This is a genomic window from Streptomyces sp. NPDC092045, from assembly GCF_044756005.1.
Classification (GTDB): domain Bacteria; phylum Actinomycetota; class Actinomycetes; order Streptomycetales; family Streptomycetaceae; genus Streptomyces.
This window is the reverse complement of record NZ_JBIVSC010000009.1, coordinates 101,746-119,157: the sequence shown is the minus strand read 5'-3', so window position 1 is coordinate 119,157 and position 17,412 is coordinate 101,746. Positions and strand designations below refer to the sequence as shown.

Annotated in this window: 8 protein-coding genes; 4 read left to right on the top strand and 4 right to left on the bottom strand. The window is 67.0% G+C overall.

The genetic code is table 11. The annotated features are described in order from the left end of the window. Positions 1 to 387: 387 nt before the first annotated feature. The gene (locus ACIQKA_RS21870) at positions 388 to 1,161 is read left to right on the top strand and encodes an ATP-binding protein (RefSeq protein WP_402542028.1); all 774 of its coding nucleotides are present in this window, start codon (positions 388 to 390) and stop codon (positions 1,159 to 1,161) included. Here the strand turns inward: ACIQKA_RS21870 and drmB are convergent. The 4 genes from drmB to ACIQKA_RS21850 are packed head-to-tail and all read right to left on the bottom strand — an operon-like array spanning position 1,125 to position 12,887. Next, positions 1,125 to 2,978, bottom strand: a complete 1,854-nt coding sequence (gene drmB, locus ACIQKA_RS21865; RefSeq protein ID WP_402542026.1) for a DrmB family protein — start codon at positions 2,976 to 2,978, stop codon at positions 1,125 to 1,127. The genes ACIQKA_RS21870 and drmB overlap by 37 nt on opposite strands. Then, positions 2,975 to 6,226, bottom strand: a complete 3,252-nt coding sequence (locus ACIQKA_RS21860) for a helicase-related protein (RefSeq protein ID WP_402542025.1) — start codon at positions 6,224 to 6,226, stop codon at positions 2,975 to 2,977. Before ACIQKA_RS21860 ends, drmB begins: the two co-directional genes overlap by 4 nt. After that, entirely contained in the window at positions 6,223 to 8,130 is a 1,908-nt protein-coding gene (locus tag ACIQKA_RS21855) for a UvrD-helicase domain-containing protein (RefSeq protein ID WP_402542024.1), read from the bottom strand. The genes ACIQKA_RS21860 and ACIQKA_RS21855 overlap by 4 nt, the downstream gene beginning before the upstream one ends. Continuing rightward, complete coding sequence (locus ACIQKA_RS21850; protein WP_402542069.1) at positions 8,127 to 12,887, bottom strand: DEAD/DEAH box helicase; 4,761 nt, start codon at positions 12,885 to 12,887, stop codon at positions 8,127 to 8,129. The genes ACIQKA_RS21855 and ACIQKA_RS21850 overlap by 4 nt, the downstream gene beginning before the upstream one ends. Before the next feature lie 551 nt (positions 12,888 to 13,438). On the opposite strand from ACIQKA_RS21850, the gene ACIQKA_RS21845 reads away from it, so the two are divergent. From ACIQKA_RS21845 to ACIQKA_RS21835, 3 genes are read left to right on the top strand one after another with little or no spacing between them, the layout of a single operon-like run. Then, positions 13,439 to 15,547, top strand: a complete 2,109-nt coding sequence (locus ACIQKA_RS21845) for a helix-turn-helix transcriptional regulator (protein ID WP_402542067.1) — start codon at positions 13,439 to 13,441, stop codon at positions 15,545 to 15,547. Then, entirely contained in the window at positions 15,544 to 16,536 is a 993-nt protein-coding gene (locus ACIQKA_RS21840; RefSeq protein ID WP_402542023.1) for a hypothetical protein, read from the top strand. Before ACIQKA_RS21845 ends, ACIQKA_RS21840 begins: the two co-directional genes overlap by 4 nt. Next, positions 16,533 to 17,405, top strand: coding sequence for a DUF6339 family protein (locus tag ACIQKA_RS21835; RefSeq protein WP_402542022.1), 873 nt, complete (start codon positions 16,533 to 16,535; stop codon positions 17,403 to 17,405). The genes ACIQKA_RS21840 and ACIQKA_RS21835 overlap by 4 nt, the downstream gene beginning before the upstream one ends. The last annotated feature ends 7 nt before the right edge of the window (positions 17,406 to 17,412 follow it).

The following is a 17,412-nucleotide window of genomic DNA, read 5'->3' as shown; positions in this document are numbered from 1 at the left end:
TCCCCAGATCGACCAGAGTCGTCAGAGTGTCCGTGTTCCACTCGGATCCGGTGCCCGCGTCCTGGGAGTTCCCCGTGAGGCCGATCTCCGCGAGTGTCACAGGACGCCTCAGCCGTCGCGACAGAGTTTCACGCAGGATGTCGCCCGCGCGCCCCCGGGGTCGGGTACCGGCGATCCACATGGCGATGTGCGAGCGCGTGACGGTGAGGAGTTCGTCGACTCCGACCTCCGCCGCGACGCGCACCACAGCGGCGGCCAACGCCGGTTGTGACCAGCCCGTCTCCGCGATCACCGCAGCCAGTTCATCGTTCCTGCGCGCCATGCTGCGCCCCTGTTCACAAGAGGACAATCTTTGACGGGTTTGACGGCGTCGAAGCCCGGGCGGGGATGTCCGCCCGCCGCGAAACACGGTTCGCTGAGAGAACAAGAAACCACCGATCAGAGATGACGGGAGGGCAATCGGTGTCTTTCAGCCACGTGGGTGACGACGACGGGTGGGGCGCGTCAGCTCTGTCCCCGGCGGTACCGGAGGTGTGGGAGCCGCGAACGGAATGCCACGCTTCGCGCTCTCCGGGTTCTCAAGTGATCGCCGCCGGAAGGCCGGTTGCCGGAGGTGCGCGTGCGAGCGAGAGAGTAGTGCCGCCTGGCGAGGACTCGACGCCCGGGCCCGCCGCTTCTCACCCCACGGGTCGCCCCGCCTACTCCCAGACCCTCCCGCGCGAACCGAGGAGCGCGGCCGTCGCCCGCCGACTGGTCCGCACGGCCCTGACCGTCTGGGGCTTGGAGTCCCTGATCGAGGACGCCACCCTCGTCATCACCGAACTGGTCGCCAACGCGGTCGACCACGGCCGCCTCCCGTCGATCCGCGTGATCGTCTCCCGATCCTCTGCGAACGGCGTCCGCCTGGGCGTGGTCGACCGCTCCAAGACCGTCCCGAACCTGAGGACGCACGCGGACGAGGAGCAGACCCGAGGCCGGGGCCTGTTCCTCGTCGACGTGCTCGCGGAACGCTGGGGCACGGAGCTGTACCGCTGGGGGAAGCAGGTCTGGGCCGAGCTGGAGAGAGGAGGTGGAATGAGTGAGGAGGTGCCGCCTCATGGCAACACCTCCTCGTCGGCTGTCGATCAGTTCAGCACGTGCGTGAAGAACCCCAGCTGCTGATCGTCAGGGGTGCCGATCAGCAGGGCACGATCGAGCAGGATGTTGTTGTATTCGCAGCTCGTCTCGGGCAGCATCGCGCAGGCGTGGCATGCCGCCAGGTTCGTGCCACCCGCTCCCGACGAGCGTGTCTCGATGCAGAGAGGATCGGCGGAGCACCAGGTGGCACGTCTCAATGCCGAGTGGAGAGCCTCCGTGAGCCGGGCGGGCTCGCCCTGGGCGATCACGCCGCCGAGGCTGCCGGCTGAGTCGCTGGTCGCTGTGTAGATGAGGAAGCCGGCCATGGTGTCGTCCGTGTACAGGCGTTCGCGCAGCGCCCCAGCCGGATAGCCGGCCTCCAGACTCCATTCGTTGAGCAGTACGTGTGCCAGCGTGTGCAGCAATACCAGCCGGGGTGTCGCAGGCGAGGAAGGCACTTTTGCAGGGTCGGTGGCCCGTTCTCTCAATAGACGGTCGTGGTTGCCACGCATACGCTCTACCCGGGCGGCGACCGAGACCGATTCGGCCCAGCCGTCCAGCCGGTGCTGGTCGAGGCGTACGAAAACACCTTCACCGTGCACCTCCATGGCAGGAAGCCAGTCGGTCGGTGTCAGCGACAGGGCCGCCTCGTGGTCATCGGAACCCGTCTCCGGATCCGCGATGCGAGTGAACGCCTTGAGCGCCCGTACCTCGCGCAGACGCTTTACGAGCATTGTTCGTTCGATACCAAAAGGGTGGAGGAGCGTTGTGTCCGACAAGGGTGGCTCGCAGATGAACTGCTCCTTGCGTCCCTTGTCGCGCAGGGCGTTGCCGACTGACAGCTGTTCGTATTCCTGGCGGCGCAGCTTCTGGTGGTTGTCGGTGGCGACGCTCTCCGGGATTGGATCCTCCTCCTGCTCGGCCGCCAGCAAGTCCATGACGGCGTCCACCGAGACCGAGTCGTCTTCGGGGAAGGCTCCTTCCAGGTAGGCCTCGATCTTTTCACGCGAGGAATAGGTGCGCAGTTTTTCCCAGTGCTTCGCGAGCTTGTCGGCAAGGCCGTCGCTCCACGGAGGGATGGAGAGAGCAGACCTCAACACCGGCTGCCAGACCGCTGATGATCCACGCTGCAGAGTACGGGGTGACTTCGAGCAGAAATCGGTGGGAGAGCCTTCCAGCCAAGGACGCTTGCCTTCACAACGGACCTTGAGATCTTTCAGGGCGGAGCGGCGGAAGGCGCCTTCCATGGAGACTTCGGGCACACCGCAGGTGCATGAGACGACGACGGAGCGCAGAGAGGCGCTTCTGCCGGAGAAATGCAGACTCATCTTTCCGCCGCAGAGCCCGGTGGCGCCCTCTTCGCGATTGTCGCGGTGCAGCCACTTCCAGTAGGGGAAGTCGTCCAGGTGCCCGTCCTCGCACGCCACGACAAAACGGGACGGCACGAGGGGTTCTTCGTCGCATTTCGTGCAGACGTTCTTGCCCGGAGGGGGATTGAAGCCCCGGACGTGTTGCAGAGACTTGCACTGAGGGCACGAGTGCCACAGAGGGAAACGTCTGACGCGCACCCCGTCCTTGCTTCCGTCGTCGGAGGCCGGTGGCAGCCGGAAGTGGCGTACGTCCAGGGCTCGGGCGAGCCGGTGCTCGTGGATGATCGGAGCCTCGTCGAGACGCCAGCTGTGATGGGCCTGGTCGATTCCGGAGACGATGAAGGACTCGTTGTCGACGGCGATCAGCGATCCGACACCGTATGTGGTGATCATCTGGGCGCGGCGGACCGACCCATGGCGTGGCAGGTCCAGGCGAGGTGCGGCCGGACCGCCGTCGATGCCGCGGCGGCGGCGTTCGCGGGGTGGGGTCATCGGGAAGCCTCCAGGAAGAGAGCGGACTCGGCATCGACGTCACGCAGGCTCCACAGGGTGGACCAGGCGCCGGCGTTTTCCGATTCGTCGTCGAACGGTCGGAGCAGGGCAGGGGAGGAATTGCCGCGGCGGGGTTCGTACAACAGCCCGCCATGTCCCGACGCCTTCCACTGCCACCACTCGATGAACTCGTCGAATGCCTCCGAGGTGTCCTGCAGTTCATCGGGAGCGATCTTGAAAACGCGGCTCATCAGCAGCGGCTTGATCTCGGAGCGCAGGCGGTCCACATACATGTCGATCCGACCGGCATCGGTGTTCCCACGGGCCTCGGGGATCAGGATGCGGGCCAAGGCCACGACCACGGCGTGCAGACCGCGGTCGCGCGATCGGACGGAGAACGGTGTGACCGATGTCGACTCGACCTCGCGGTAGAGCGCCGAATGGAAGTGAAGGAAGTTCTCGTAGTGCGAACGATCTCGGGAACGAGTCGAGTTGAGCATCACGGTGACCAGACCGGGGTGGGCTCGCCCCACGCGACTGGTCGCCTGGATGTACTCGGCCGTGGTCTGGGGCTGGCCCATCACCGCCATCAGCCCGAGGCGGTTGACGTCGACGCCGACGGCGATCATGTTGGTCGCCAGGAGGACGTCACGGACGTCGGGGTCCGGATAACGTTTCTCGATCTCCTTGAGTCGGGCGGGGATCAGGCTCGCGTCGACACGGCTCGTCAGCTCCGAGTAGCGGTCGGACACCCGGGTCCGGCTGCCGTCGCGTTCGGCGAGAAGCCGCAGGTAGTCCTCGACGTCGTCGTTGACCTGGAGTTCGGCGGCGGACAGCAGACGGAGGCTGTTGAAATAGCCCACCAGCGTCCAGTAGGTGTCCCGGACCTCGTCGCTCGTCTCCGCGCGCATCGCCTGGTGGAGGAGGGCCGCATAGGTGCGGATGAGGAGGGTCGACTGGCTGGTGCCGGGGGCGAGAAGACCGACATAGCGCCGGCTTGCCTTGTTCCTGCGGTCGGTCTCGACGGCGAACCAAGAGTCTCGAGCATCCAGGCCGGCCGGGGGGAACTGGTGCACGTCCCGATCGAAGAGGTTCCGTCCCTGGTCCGCCGCACGACGGATGGTCGCTGTGGAGGCGATCACCTTCGGCTCGTCGGCGAGGGCGTCGACAGCCGTCTCGTACAGGCCTGTCAGGGTTCCGAGAGGACCCGAGATGAGGTGGAGCTCGTCCTGGACGATCAGCTCGGGGGGTGGAGTCTTGTCGTCGGGACGGTCCCGATTGAACAACGCAGCCGTCTCCTCACGCCAGGGCATGGAGGCGAACTTGTCGACTGTGGCGATGACGAGGGTGGGGCGGGCCTTGTAGACGGTCTTGTCCACCAGGTGTACCGGCAGTCCGCCAGTGAAGTCGCAGCCGGGGCCGGGGCAGCGTACGTCCATGCGGACGTCGTCCACGTCCACCGAGTAGTGGTGGGCGTCCAACGCGGTGCCGCACCACGGACATGCGTGGAGCTGCACCGGGTTCTCCTTCTGCAGGCTCTGCCCACCTCGGAGCTTCTCCAGCTGCTTGTCGGCAGTGTCCAGGTCGTTCGGTGTGGCCGACTTCCCGACCCACATGCCGATCGAGATCGTCTCGTCTCCCAGGCGGCCGGGATCGGCTCCGCGCATCCGCTCCATCGCGCAGATGAGGATCGTGGCGCGTTCGAACTGCTGGAGGGTGAGCAGGCGCAGGGTGTACCGCATCAGTACGGTGACCCCTCCGCCGTGCTTCTTGAGACGCAGGCGGCGCAGGAACGTGGTGAACGCGATCAGACCGAGGTAGGCCTCGGTCTTGCCGCCGCCGGTGGGGAACCACAGGAGGTCCGAGATCCGACGGTCGGGGTGGTTAGGATCGTCGATGCCCCGGATGCACAGCAACACGAATGCGATCTGGAACGGGTACCAGCGCTGCGCCGACAGGTCGGGCTCGCCCTGTCGACCTCCCTTCACCCAGGCACTTCGGGCGCGCTGCTCGGCCATGGCCCGGTTGGCGAGTCGGAACGCCTCCATGACGTCCGGCTTGTCACCCAGCAGCCTGATTCCTTCCCGGATCCGTCCGAGAGCCTCGCGACAGGCGTCGAGCCTCTCCTGGGCGGCTTCCTCGTACGGAGTCTTGACAAGAGCGGCGGCCTCTGTGGCCTTGGCCTCGATCCACTGCTCGTAGCCGTCGGCCAGTCCGTGCAACGTGCTGAGCACCTCGGCGTCGGGACGCTCGGCGAGACCGAGCATGTCGAGTGCCGAGCTGTCGATCTCCGGGTTGGAGTCGGTCAGCAGAACCTCGTGCGTGGGCACGAACTCGGAGCGGATCTCGTCGATCGCGGCAGGCTGCACCTCGGTGAGGCCGACTGCCGGCGGCTTCCATTCCCAACGGGCGGAGCAGCCGTGGCCCATGGCGAAGGTGGGGGCATGACGATGGAGTAGGCGGCTGGTGGCCATCTCCGAGTCGACAGCGGACAGAGCGGCGGGACGCTCGACGAAGGCGGACGCACTGTTGGCGGCGCGCACCCGGAGGCTCGGTTGGAAGAGGGCGAAGGCGTCCTGGAGCTCCTTCTCGCCCACGACGTGGGCATTGATCAGGGTGACGGTGACAGTGACAGTGGGGGTCTCGGAGGAGGTGTCGATCGGCCTCACGAGGACATGCAGCTTTACCTCGTCAGGGATGAGGTCCTTCGTCACGGACCTCGGCCGTGTGATGTCGATCGTCTTCTCCGGCAGCTCCAGTTCCCGGCGTCGCCAATGCTCGCGCTGGTCGCTCGTGCTCCTGGCCTCCGCGCGTCGGGCCGACACCGGCCGTCCCTCCGCGTCGACGGGGTCGTAGACGGCGGCGCGTGCGCGGATCACGATCTCGGTGGAGATCTTGGGGGCGACGGCGAAAGTGAGCCCCATCGTCGAGGGGCGACGGTCGCTCGACGTCGGAGGGTCGACAGAGGTGTCGGCGTCGTCGGGACGGTTGGTGCCGAGCAAGGGTGCCTCGTCCAGCCCTTCCTCCTCGGCGATGTCCTCCAACTGTTCCTGCCGGGCTTCGCTGCCGGCGGCCTGTGGGAACAACACACCGATGGGATAGCGGGTGATCGGGGCGTCCTGCGTGAGCGTCTCGTCCGGTTCGTCCCCGGCCTCGACGTCCGGTCCGAGGAGTTCTCGACGCAGTCGAGCCACCAGTTCCTCGCGGACCCTGTAGTGCTCTGTGTGCGGGCCGGTCCCGTGCGTCATGCGTTCTCCTCCCCGACGCGGTCGCCGCGCCGATACCTTCCGATTCCGGTGATCCGAGGAGCGATCCACACTCCGCTCCCACCGAGCCCCGCATTGGCCCCGGCGGCCGTGCTGCCCGAGACCGTCTCCAGAATGTCCACACGTAGGTCGGCGATCTCGTTCGGCCAGGTGATGTCCCAGAGCGGCGAGACCTTCTCCACGGCGTACAGGTCTCGGCGAAAACGCTCGGAGGCCTCGCCGATGATGCGGTCACGGTGGAACAGGTCGTAGGGCGGACTCTGCTCGGGTCCTGCGGGCACAGGGTGACGCATCCGAAACGTCACCGCGTCCCCTGTGCGGACGTGCTCCAGCAGGTAGGCCTGTGTCGTGGCCGCGTCCATGGCGGTCGAGCAGGGTGGTGTGTCCCGGTGCACGTCCCTCGCCACGGCCTCCACGCCGTACCGCGTGTACTTCTTCCAGCCGCCCAAGTACCAGCGCCCGGTGGGGCGATGCCGCCTCGTACGCGAGGTGTCGGGGCCGGTGACGTGGTAGAGATCTTCGCGGGCTCTGGTCATGGCGACGTAGAGAGCCCTGGCCTCCGCGGGTACGTCGAGGTTCTCGTGGGCCTTGCGCAGTTCGTCCAAGGACGAGGGCGACAGCAACAGCACCCGGTCGTACTCCAGGCCTTTTGCCCGGTGCACCGTCGAGACGACCAGTCGGGCCGTCTCCGGATCCGCCAGGTCGTCGGGAAAGCGGCCTTCGGCCACCAGGCGGCCCAGAGCGGCGATATCCACCTGACCACGCCCGGTGCGGCGGGTCGCGGCCCGTGACAGTCGCCAGCAGCGTTCGAGTTCCACCCCGGCGGGGAGCGGTGTCTCCGCGAGCAGCTCCAGGAAGCGTGACTCGGTGAGCGTCAGGGACTCCGCGCGACGTAGTAGCTCGGCCACCCAGTACGGCACAGGGCGATCCTGCAACGATCGCTTCAGAGCGTGCTCGACTCCGTGCGTGTGCAGCAGCTCCGACACGACGAGAGCCTGACGATTGTCGCGAGTCAGGATGGCGCACCGGCCGGGGTAGGTCTTCAACACGTCCAATGTGAAGTCATCGGCCAGCTTCCCGAGGTCCGGCAGGCCGAGAAGACGCTCACGAAGTTCGGCGTGGAGCGTGGAGGCCACGCGCTCCACACCGTCCGGTGAGGCGGCCAGGTTCCGCAGACGAGGCCCGAGAGCGAGCGCCGTGCGGGCCTCGGGAGTGGCTGCCCGGAAGTTCTCGGTCAGGTGGAGTTCGACGAGGTCGTCGTACGAGGTGCGGAGCCAGGTGAAGAAGAGTTCGGTCTCCTCTGCCCGTTTCTTCGGATCCTCGATCTGGAAGCCGTAGATGCCTTGTGCGGAGTCGCCGACCACGGTGAAGCCGCACGAACGCTGAAAGCGGTCGAGCAGGGCCTCCACCAATTCCCTTCGATCGCCCACCAGGTCCTGCGCCTCGTCGATCACCACGTGAGAGGGGGCCCCGAGCTCCCCGGCCTCCACCGCCCCCTTCTCGATCGCCGCAGTGGCGGCGCGGATGCGCTCGTCGAAGCTGTGGGCCTTCCACTCCTCATCCGGATACGCCTTGGTGAGCAACTGGTACGCCCACGAGTCGAAGGTCTGGACACGGACCCGCTCGGCCCGGTCACCATGTCGGGCAATCCTGTCCCGCAACTCCCGGACCGCGGCTCGGGAGAAACTCAGGACGAGGATCTCCCCGGCCTCAAGGGCCTCGTCCGGGTCCTCGTGGCCGACCAGGGCGTCGAGACGTCGTACGACCGTATGGGTCTTGCCCGAGCCGGCGCCCGCGGTGACCAGGAGACGCGTGTCCCAGGGGAGGTCGACGACGGCCTGCTGCTCGACGGTGAGCGGAGGACTGGCGTCGTACAGGTCGGTCACTTGCTGCTCCACAGGTGCTCGAACTGGGTGAAGGCGAGAGAGGTGTCGAAGTTGTCGACGGTGTCGCGGACATTGAGGATCAGGCAGGTCTCCTTGCCGCCGTTGAGCGGCCCGCGCAGACCGCGCCCGATCATCTGCTGGTACACGTTGGGGCTGTACACCGGCCGGGCGACGATGACGGCTCTGGTGGCCGGGGCGTCGAAACCCTGAGTGAGGACGCCGTAGTTGGTCAGTACCCGGGTGCGGCGCTCACGGAAGGCGTCGATGCGCAGGCGGCGGTCGCCGGGCGAGGTGGAGGAATCGACGGAGGAGGCAGTGATGTCCCTGTCGCGGAGCCTGGCCGCCAGGTACTTGGCGTGGTCGACCGAGGTGGCGAACACCAGTACCGGCCAATCGTCCGGCATGCCCGTGATCTCGTCCAGGATGCGGGCGTTCCGGTCGTGATCGTCGGCGAGCCGCTGTTCGGCCGTCCGGGACAGGACGCTCATCTGCTCGGCGTGCTGCTTCTCGTCACGGTCCAGGGTGATCCTGCCGCCCTGCAGGAGCTGGTGCTCGACCTGGGCCAGCACGCCGAGTTCCTGCAGCTCGGCGTACGGGTCGTCGTTCGTGAAGATGCTCTCGTCCAAGCGTCGGCCACCGAAGCGGTTGATCAGGCGACGGGTCTCCTCCTGGTTGGTGTTGCGGAAGGGCGTCGCCGTGAGACCCAGGAGGTGACGGTCGGTGCGGGAGGCCGTCAGACCCAGAAGCGAGAGGATCTTGGTGTAGCGGGGAGTGATGGCGGTGTGCGCCTCGTCGACGATGACGAGGGCGGCGTTGCGCAGCCATGTGTAGGAGTCGGCTTCGAGGCAGTTCTGCTGCTGGAGCTTGGCATCCGTGGCGACCACCAATTGCGGCCGGTCGGAGACCGGTCCGGCCTCGTGAGACGCCCACAACCTGTTGATGACGAGCGGCTTGTCCGCACCGACCTTCCCCCAGACGAACTTCCAACTCTGCACGGCCTGCTCGCACAACTCCTCGGTCTGGGCGATCCACAGGATCGGCCCGTCCAGTTCGCCCGCCTGCTTCACCCAGCGGATCACCGCCTCCGCCGTGACCCGGGTCTTGCCGGCACCGGTCGGCAGGGACAACATCCCGCGCTGCGGGACAATCCGGTCCAGCATGGTGAAGACGTTGGCGGCGAGTCGCTCCTGGTAGTCGTGCAGGCGCGGGAAGTGCTGAGGGCCGTCCACCTTGATCTGCGAGTCCAGCGACGGGGTCCGGAAACCGGCGAACGAACCGGGGAATCCGAGGTCCGCCACGAAGGACACCGCGGTGGAGGCGCCGGTGAAGGACGACGGGGCATGACCGGGGTAGAGGTTCTGCAGGTCACGGACGTGGACCTGGAGGACACCATCCTCGTGGGCGTTGAACGCCATGCGCGCGATGCGGTGGCCGTCGGGTTCCGTTCCGCCGTTCTCCTCCCGTTCGCTGTCCATGAGGCCCGGGGGGAGACGGTCCCGCAGGGCTTCGGTGCCCAGGAGCAGCAGCAGCTTCGTCTCCACGTCGCCGGCCTCGCGCACGGCCTTCAGCGTCTCCTTGACCTTCTGGTCCTCCTCCTGGCGCCGCTGAGCCTCCAGCACCTGCCGACAGCCGGACTCGCCCATGTGCCAGCGCAGTTCGCGATCCACGGCCATCAGGGCCTCGAACGCGTCGGCGGGCTCGAGCACAAGGATCGTGGATCCCCGCAGGCTGCTGTTCAGAGTTCGGGGCCGCATGCCGTTGGGTGTGCGGGTCACCTCCTCCAGGACCTTGCACCGTTGCAGGCTGTACGGATCCACCTGCGAGCCGCGCATCTGACGCAGGGTGGGGTAGAGCTCCTTGAGCGGGATCGGTTCGCCACTGTCCTCGCTCCGTGTCTCGCGACTGATCACGTCGGCGTACGGCAGCATCCCCCACTGCTTGACGAGCAGTGTGGCGTCCCCGGCGGAGGACGTCAGCAGGGCCGGCAGACGCTCGGCCCGCAGTGCCCGGTACTCCTCCTGAGAGGAGGCCACGGCGATCTCGCCGTCGGGGCGCGTTCCCCACTCGTCGCCGATGCGGCACCGGGTGAGGGTGTCACCGAAAGGCACCTCCAGACGGGTCAGCAGCACGTACGTGTTACCGACGAAGGCGTCTTCCTCGCTCTCCTGAAGCTTCTCCTGGAGTCGGTTCCAGAACGTGTCGGGCACCTTCTCGACACTGGCCGGAAGCCGCAGCTTGCGAGCCTTCTCGGAGCTGATGTCCGCCACCGGAAGGACATCGCCGTACCCGGACAGCTGAGGGCCGACCGCCTCGGCGACACGGCGGAGACCGTGGGTGGTCGGGACGAGACCGTGCCGCATGAGCATCCACCGGATCGGAGAGGCCACGGCCCGTCGGGTGCCGACCTGAGCTCCGACCTGGAGGGTCCAGTTGTCGACGAGGGCGTCCTCGGGCAGTGCCTTCAGGAAGCGGCCGCGGGCCTCGTCGGAGAGTTCGGGAAGGAGGTGCAGGGGGCCTCCGACCGCCGCGCCCTCCAGCTTGATTCTGGCGAGGGTCGGTCGGGTGGTCTGATCCGAGGGCAGCGAGGCGCAGTACGCCTTGTGCAAGGACTCGCGGTACTGCTCGAACCACGTCTCCGTCTCGGGGCGGTGCCCCCCCGAGGGGCGGTCACGCAGCCCCACCTCACGGAAGAAGGTCATGTCGTCCGAGTGGAAACGGGTGTCCACGGCCACGGCGGGGTCCGACTCCGAGGTCACGACCGGACCGGGCAACAGGCCGTCCCGCATCGGTCGGAAGCGTCCGTTCGCGGTGCGCACGTGCAGGGTGGAGCGCGGGTCGGGCACCCTCTGGATCACCTCGTGCGACAGGTGGCTGCTGCCGGCCTGGTGGAACAATTCCCAGAAGCGGGTCCATTCCTGAGGCCCGTACGTGTCGAACCCCTGCTCCAGCACGCTGACGAAGCGCCCGCGGACATCGGCCTCACGGATACCGAGAGCGGTGAGGTCGCCTGTGAGCGACAGGTCGTCGGACAGAGCGCGATCGACGTAGACGAGCGACTCGCGCAGTCCGTCCTGATCGGTGCGTCGGAACACCTTGCCGACGATCGGAGCGACCATGCCGTGCTCCTCGGTCAGCACGATCCGAGCGTTACGGGCCTCCTCGGCGTACGGTGAAACAGACTTGATCATGCTCGCGACGATGCGGACGGCGGTGGCGGACGCCTCGGCACTGCCGTCGGAGACCAGGGCCTCCAACCACTCGCGTACCGAGGCACGCTCACGCTTGGCCGCCTTGAGGATGTGCTCCGTCTTGCCGGCGCGGATGGTGTCGGCCTCCGCCGACGGGTGCAGCCAGTTCGTGGGCCGGCCGGGGTAGGAGTTCCACAGGGCCAGCCAGCCGCCTACCGTCTTGTTGTCCTTGCCCAGGGACGGATGGATGCGCAGGTCGCGTGGTACCTGCAACCGGCCGTCCTGATCCGGCAGAGAGGGGCGGTGCGCGGTGGCCTCCCAGATCTTCTCGGTGAGGTGGCGGTCCGCCCAGCTGACGGTCTCGGACTCGCGGGACCGGCCGGGAAGCAGCGGGAGGTACGCGGCGGGGTCCTCGGTCGGAGCCAGCTCGGGCAGCGACTCGACCACCAGTCGGGCCGCCACGCGGATCATCTCCTGATTGAACGGCGAGGAGTCCAGCAGGTTCTGCCGGTCCTCGTTCGTCTTCCAGGCGCCGTTGAGGATGCCGCTCAACGTCATCTCGTACTTGGTGGGGAAGAAGGACCAGAAGCGGCCCCGGCCCTTGGGAGAGGAAAGGAGCCCGTTGGCCTCCTTCTCGTACTCGCGCACGGCCCACGAGATGTCGAGGGCGACCCGGTCGTGCAGTTCGCCCGCGCTGGAACGGGCGGCGGCAGTGGGCTCGTGGGTGAGCGTGAACACCCGCCACCTGTTGTCCGAAGGGTGCTGTCCGGGGCGCTCCTCCCGTACGGTGCGCAGCTCCCGGTCACGTTCGACGGTGAGGGTCCGCCGTATGACCGGGCGCGGACGGCGGTCCTCGAGAACCACCTTGGCGACGTGAGGGGAGAAGAGCTGGAAGCCGACGGGAAACTCCTCCCGGCCGCTGACCGAGGAGCCTCCTCCGTGCATGTCCTGCCCGAGCCGGTCGGCGGCTCCGGCGAGCAGCGGCAGGCGTACGACGGTGGTCGCCCAGGTGAGGAGCTCGTCGAGAACGGGGTCCGTGGCGCGCTCGGCGGCATCGTTCAACGGACGAGCCATCCGGAGCACAGGCGCTTCGAACTCCTCGCCCAAGCGGTCCGTGACTCCGTCGACGGAGCGGATCTGCTCGTAGGCCCACTCGCGGTCGAAGCCGAAGGACCCGGTGCTGCTGAAGAACTGAGGGGCATCGGTCACGACGAGGACGGATTTCACTCCCACGCCGAAGCGACCGATCTGACCGCCGCGCTTGCGCGACATGCTCATCCGGAGGATCGTCTCGGCACCCTCAGCGGTGACGGGGGTGCCTTCGTTCGCGCAGTAGAGATGGGTGTCGGTGAGAACGACATGGGCGGAGCCGCCGGGCGCGGCGGCGATCTCGTCCGCCGCGTTCTGCACCAGCTCGAAGAGCTGACGGTCGCCGTATCCACCTTGGGTGATGCGCCTTTCCCCGTTCGCGTGCTCCGGGATGAGGCCGGGATCGACTGCGTAGGTCTGGAGCACGCGAGAAGACTGCTCGATCACGGTGGCGAGCACGGGGGTCGGTTCGAGAGACATAGGACTCCGATCCTGGATGGGCGGCCGCAAAGGAAGAGTGGATAGTAAAAACGCGGCGGCGAAAGCGTCGTGTCTGTGGGGTCGACGGAATGGACGGCGTGCCGTCGAGAACGGTTCCGAAGCCAAAGGGTGAAGAATTTCGGATGAGGCGGCGATCGTCGAGGAGGGCGAAATCCCGATGCGCTGCAGGGCTCCTTCGCGGGCGACATCGCATGTGCTGTCACCGAAAAGAAAGGGGAGGCGACACACTTCTACCAAGGCGCCGGAAAATCGTTTCTTCCGGGGCGGGTGGGGCCGCTAGGGGAATATAATCCATCGCTTCGGAGGCGCGCAAGCGGGGGTGAGGGCTTTGTTCGAATAACCCGGCAGACTTGATTGGTGCAAAAAGAGTCAAAGTATCGAAAAGGTGTAGATGTGGTCCCCCGATTCAGGGAATCCACCCTTGGAGTCATGTCAAAGGTCTTTTGACAGCGGGAGGGTTGTCAAAGAGTTGGGTAGGGTGGTCATCGCTGCAACAGGGCAGGTGGAGCAGGATCCGGGGGCAGGTGACCGTGGAAGCAGGCGAGGACTTCGGTCCATGGTTGGCACGGCAGTTGAAGCTCGCAGACATGACCCAGACCGAGTTGGCCCTGGCGGTGGACGTGACACGCGCGGCGGTCTCGGCCTGGATCACCGGCAGGGCGACTCCGCGTCCCGATGCGATCGAACGCATCGCCCGGGCCTTGAAGACGGACCTGGCGACGGTGCACACCCGTACCACCGACACCCGGGCCGGCCTTCCCGTGGGGTGGTACCACCGTCCCGGACACGCGGACGGAGGAAGGGAGTTGGGCAACGCTGCGGCGTTCGCCTTCGACGCCGACGTGTCGGTCCTGGCACGTGAGACCTGCCAGAACAGCCTCGACGAGCGACTCACTGCCAACGGGCAGCCTGTGCAGGTGCGTTACACGCTCCACGAACTGACCGGGGAGAAGCTGGCACACTTCCGCGAGGCCATCCGATGGGACGATCTCTATCCGCACTACGAGGTGGTGCGGGAGCAGAAGCAGAAGGTCGGACGGGTCGTCGATGCGGGCCTGCGCGACATGTACGAGGGCGACCGGCTCGTCCTGCTGCGGGTGGACGACTACAACGCGGCGGGCCTCACCGGGGACGACTACGACGACGGCCGTTTCGCCGCCGTCGTGAGGCGACAGCTGGACAGTCACAAGTCCGGCAGCACGGCCGGTGGTTCCTATGGCCTGGGGAAGGCGACTCTCTGGGCGACCAGCCGGCTCGGACTCGTCCTCATCAACTCCACATTGTCCGAGCCGCACGAAGGAAGGACCGAGCGTCGTCTCGTCGGGCGCCTCGACCTGCCATGGCGTCGGGTGAACGGCGAAGTATGTGCCGGACCGGCATGGCTGGGTCGCCCGGATCCCGACTCGCCGGGGGCGAAGGTGGCCCGCTCGTGGTGGGCGGATGAGGAGACTGTCGAAGCCCTTCACCTGACGCGCAAGAGCGGTGAACCGGGAACGTCGTTCCTGATCGTGGGAGCCCACGACGTGGCGAGTCTCACGGACGATACCGACGAGGCGGATGACGACGACAGCATCCATCGGATGCATCGCAGGCTCGTGCGGGCCCTGGGGAAGAACTTCTGGGCCGCCATGACGGCCGGAAGGGATCGACTGCCGCTTCTGGAGGCATCCGTGCGCACCCTGCGCAACGGTGTCGAGGTCGTCCCGGAGGAACGAGTGGATCCCTCGGTCGCCCAACCCTCCCGGACTCGGGCCCTCAAGGCTTTCCTCGATGGCACGGTCGTGGAACGGCTCACCGAGACCGGCCAGGTCGCCGCCGTCGACGTGCCCCTCAACCTTCCTATCCGGGGCGGCGGGAGTTCCTCCCTCGGGGAGCATCGGGCGGTGCTTCTCGTGACGGACGCCGAGGATGCGGATGACAAGCAGAACCGCGTCGTGACGATGCGTGGCAACCTCATGGTGGTGAGCGACAAGGCGGTTTCCGGACTGCTGCCCGCCAACCCCTTCCAGGCCGTGCTGCTCGCAGGCACCGCCGCCGGCCCGCAGGCCCCGTTCGCTGCCGAGGCGGAGGAATTCCTGCGTTCCGCCGAGCCTCCCGAGCACAACAAGTGGGGGCAGACCGAGGAACTGACACTCACCTACTCGCCGTCGGCGTACCGGCGGATCAACGGGCTCACCCGGGAGACCAACGCGGCGATCAAGGCGCTGGTGGTTCGCCCCAAGAAGGGGACCAAGCAAGGAGGTGGACAGCTGGCTCCGAAGCTGAACCCCACCTCGGCGAAGAAGAAGCGGCGTCTGTCCGCGGTGAGCATGCCGGTCCTGGAGGAACTCGACCCACAGGTTCTGGAAGGTGGAGCCTGGCAGGTGATCGGAGAGATCAGGATTCCTCCCGGTGGTCACGAGTGGCGACTGGTCCCGGCCGCCAAGTTCGACGTGCGGTCCGGCCCTCGCCCCACGATCGGATGGGCCGAGGTCACCGGCGTGGAAAACTGCCAGGTGGTGGACGGGGTGCTGCACTTCTCCGACGGTGCTCGCTCGGCGAAGTTCCGCGGAGTGACCGATCCCACCACACATGCCGTCAGGACGAGCCTGAGTGGCCTCGTCGTCGAACTGCGCACCGGAGAAGGGGAGTCGTCGTGAAGGTTTTTCCCTACCCGCGTCTGCGAGGCACGGTCTCCCTGCGCGTCGACTCGGTGCGCGTGAAAGCACCGGCTCAGCCACGTGAACAACTCGACTCGCGTGCTCGATCCGTGATCGAGAAGGTCGTGGCGCTCGGCGCCGCGGAGACGGAGGACTGGGAAACCGCCTCGTTGGCCGTCTCCGCGACGATCCCCGTGAAAGCCACCGATCCGGAAGGACCATGGTCCGAGACCGCAGTGGTAGCGGTGCTGACGGAACGTGCGACCAACACCCGTGTCACGGCGGTGCTCACCAGGGAGACGGAGGACGGCCGGGACTGGCGCGGCGAGCTCTCACTGCTGCGCTGCGATTTCCACGACCGTGCAGTGCTGACGGTGCAGGTGGTGGCGACGGTCGACGGGGTACCCGGCCGTATCGTCGGGGAAGCCGCCGAGGACTGGATCGTCGACGTGCGTGGTGACGTACCGGTTCGGGAGCAGAGCTTCGACATCAGGGAGATCGGTTTCGCCAAGGGACCGCGGTGGCTGCAGAGCTTCAAGGAGGCTCCGTGGATCGTGAACGCCTCGGGGGCGGTGCCCACCGTGCACATCAACACCGATTTCGAGGGCATGGTCGATGTTCTCGGAGCCGAGGGTGGAAGGCCCGAGGGCCTGGTCAACGCCATGCTGGTCTCCCAGATGGCCGCCGAGGTGTGGACCGCAGTGTTCCACTCGGCCATCGGCGACCTCGAGATCGAGGACGACGGCACTCCGCTCTTTCCGTACGGCTGGCGGGGCGAGGTGCTTCGAGAGATGCTGCCGGACGTGATTCCCGAACGGACCCTCGAGGATGCGTTGCGCGAGGTGCACCGCCGCCGGGTGGGCGCCACGGGGTGGACCGAACTGCAGCCGCGGATCCAGTATGCGGCGATGCGCAGGGCCGAAGTGCCGCGAGTGCTCTCGGAGACCGTGCGTGGCCTGGACAAGCTCAATCGTGAGGACGAGGCATGACGGAGAAGCCCGATCACCTGCCGGAGTACCTGGCCCGACTCGCCGACGAGGAGGCCGCCCGATTCCTCACGGACGGCCTGCTGTCCGGGAAGGACAACGTTCCCTCCATCGCTCTCAACCAGGCGACCGACCCCCTGCCCGAGAGCCCGCGCCGGCGCCTCCGCGCGATTCGCGACCTGATCGACGACGCGATGTACATCCACCGGGACGAGCAACCGACCAAGGTGGACCCTTGGCTCGCTCCGCGCCTGCACGCGATCCTTCGCCTGACACGGGCGGAGGCGGCGGACCCCGCGCTGTGGAACTACCTGGCCCTGGGAGTGGCCCCCGACTTCGTGGTCTGGCGACACCTTTCCGAGACGACCAGGACCGTCAACGCACAGTACTTCAAGGGGGCTCACTACAAGCAGGCGTTCGCCCGGCTCTGGTGGTCCGCCGAGCTCTTCCGGAACGGACGCGACTACGAACCGGCTGTTGTCGCCTGCGGCAACCAGGACATACTCAACACCGCGTTGAGACTGGACATCATCGACCACCGTCCCACGGCCCAGGCCATGGTCCGACTGCTGCGGAAGGGGGTCGTACGGACGGGGCGGGACGCGAACGCTCTGGCCAAGGTTGTCAACACGGCGGCCGCGACCCTGATGTACGACGTGATCGCGCAGGACGTGCCGCGGGACGACGACGCCGTACGGATGTGGATCGACGAGGGAGAAGCGGGACTCACCGTCCATCATCGCCCTCTGCCCACCGGCCCCGCCGAAGAACCCGCACCCGAGGACTCGGTGGAGCTCTTGGCGAACAGCTTCGCGGAGCTGTTCGCCGATGCTCCGGTGCGCGGCAGAAGAACGGACGAGGGGGCCGACTGACCGCCCT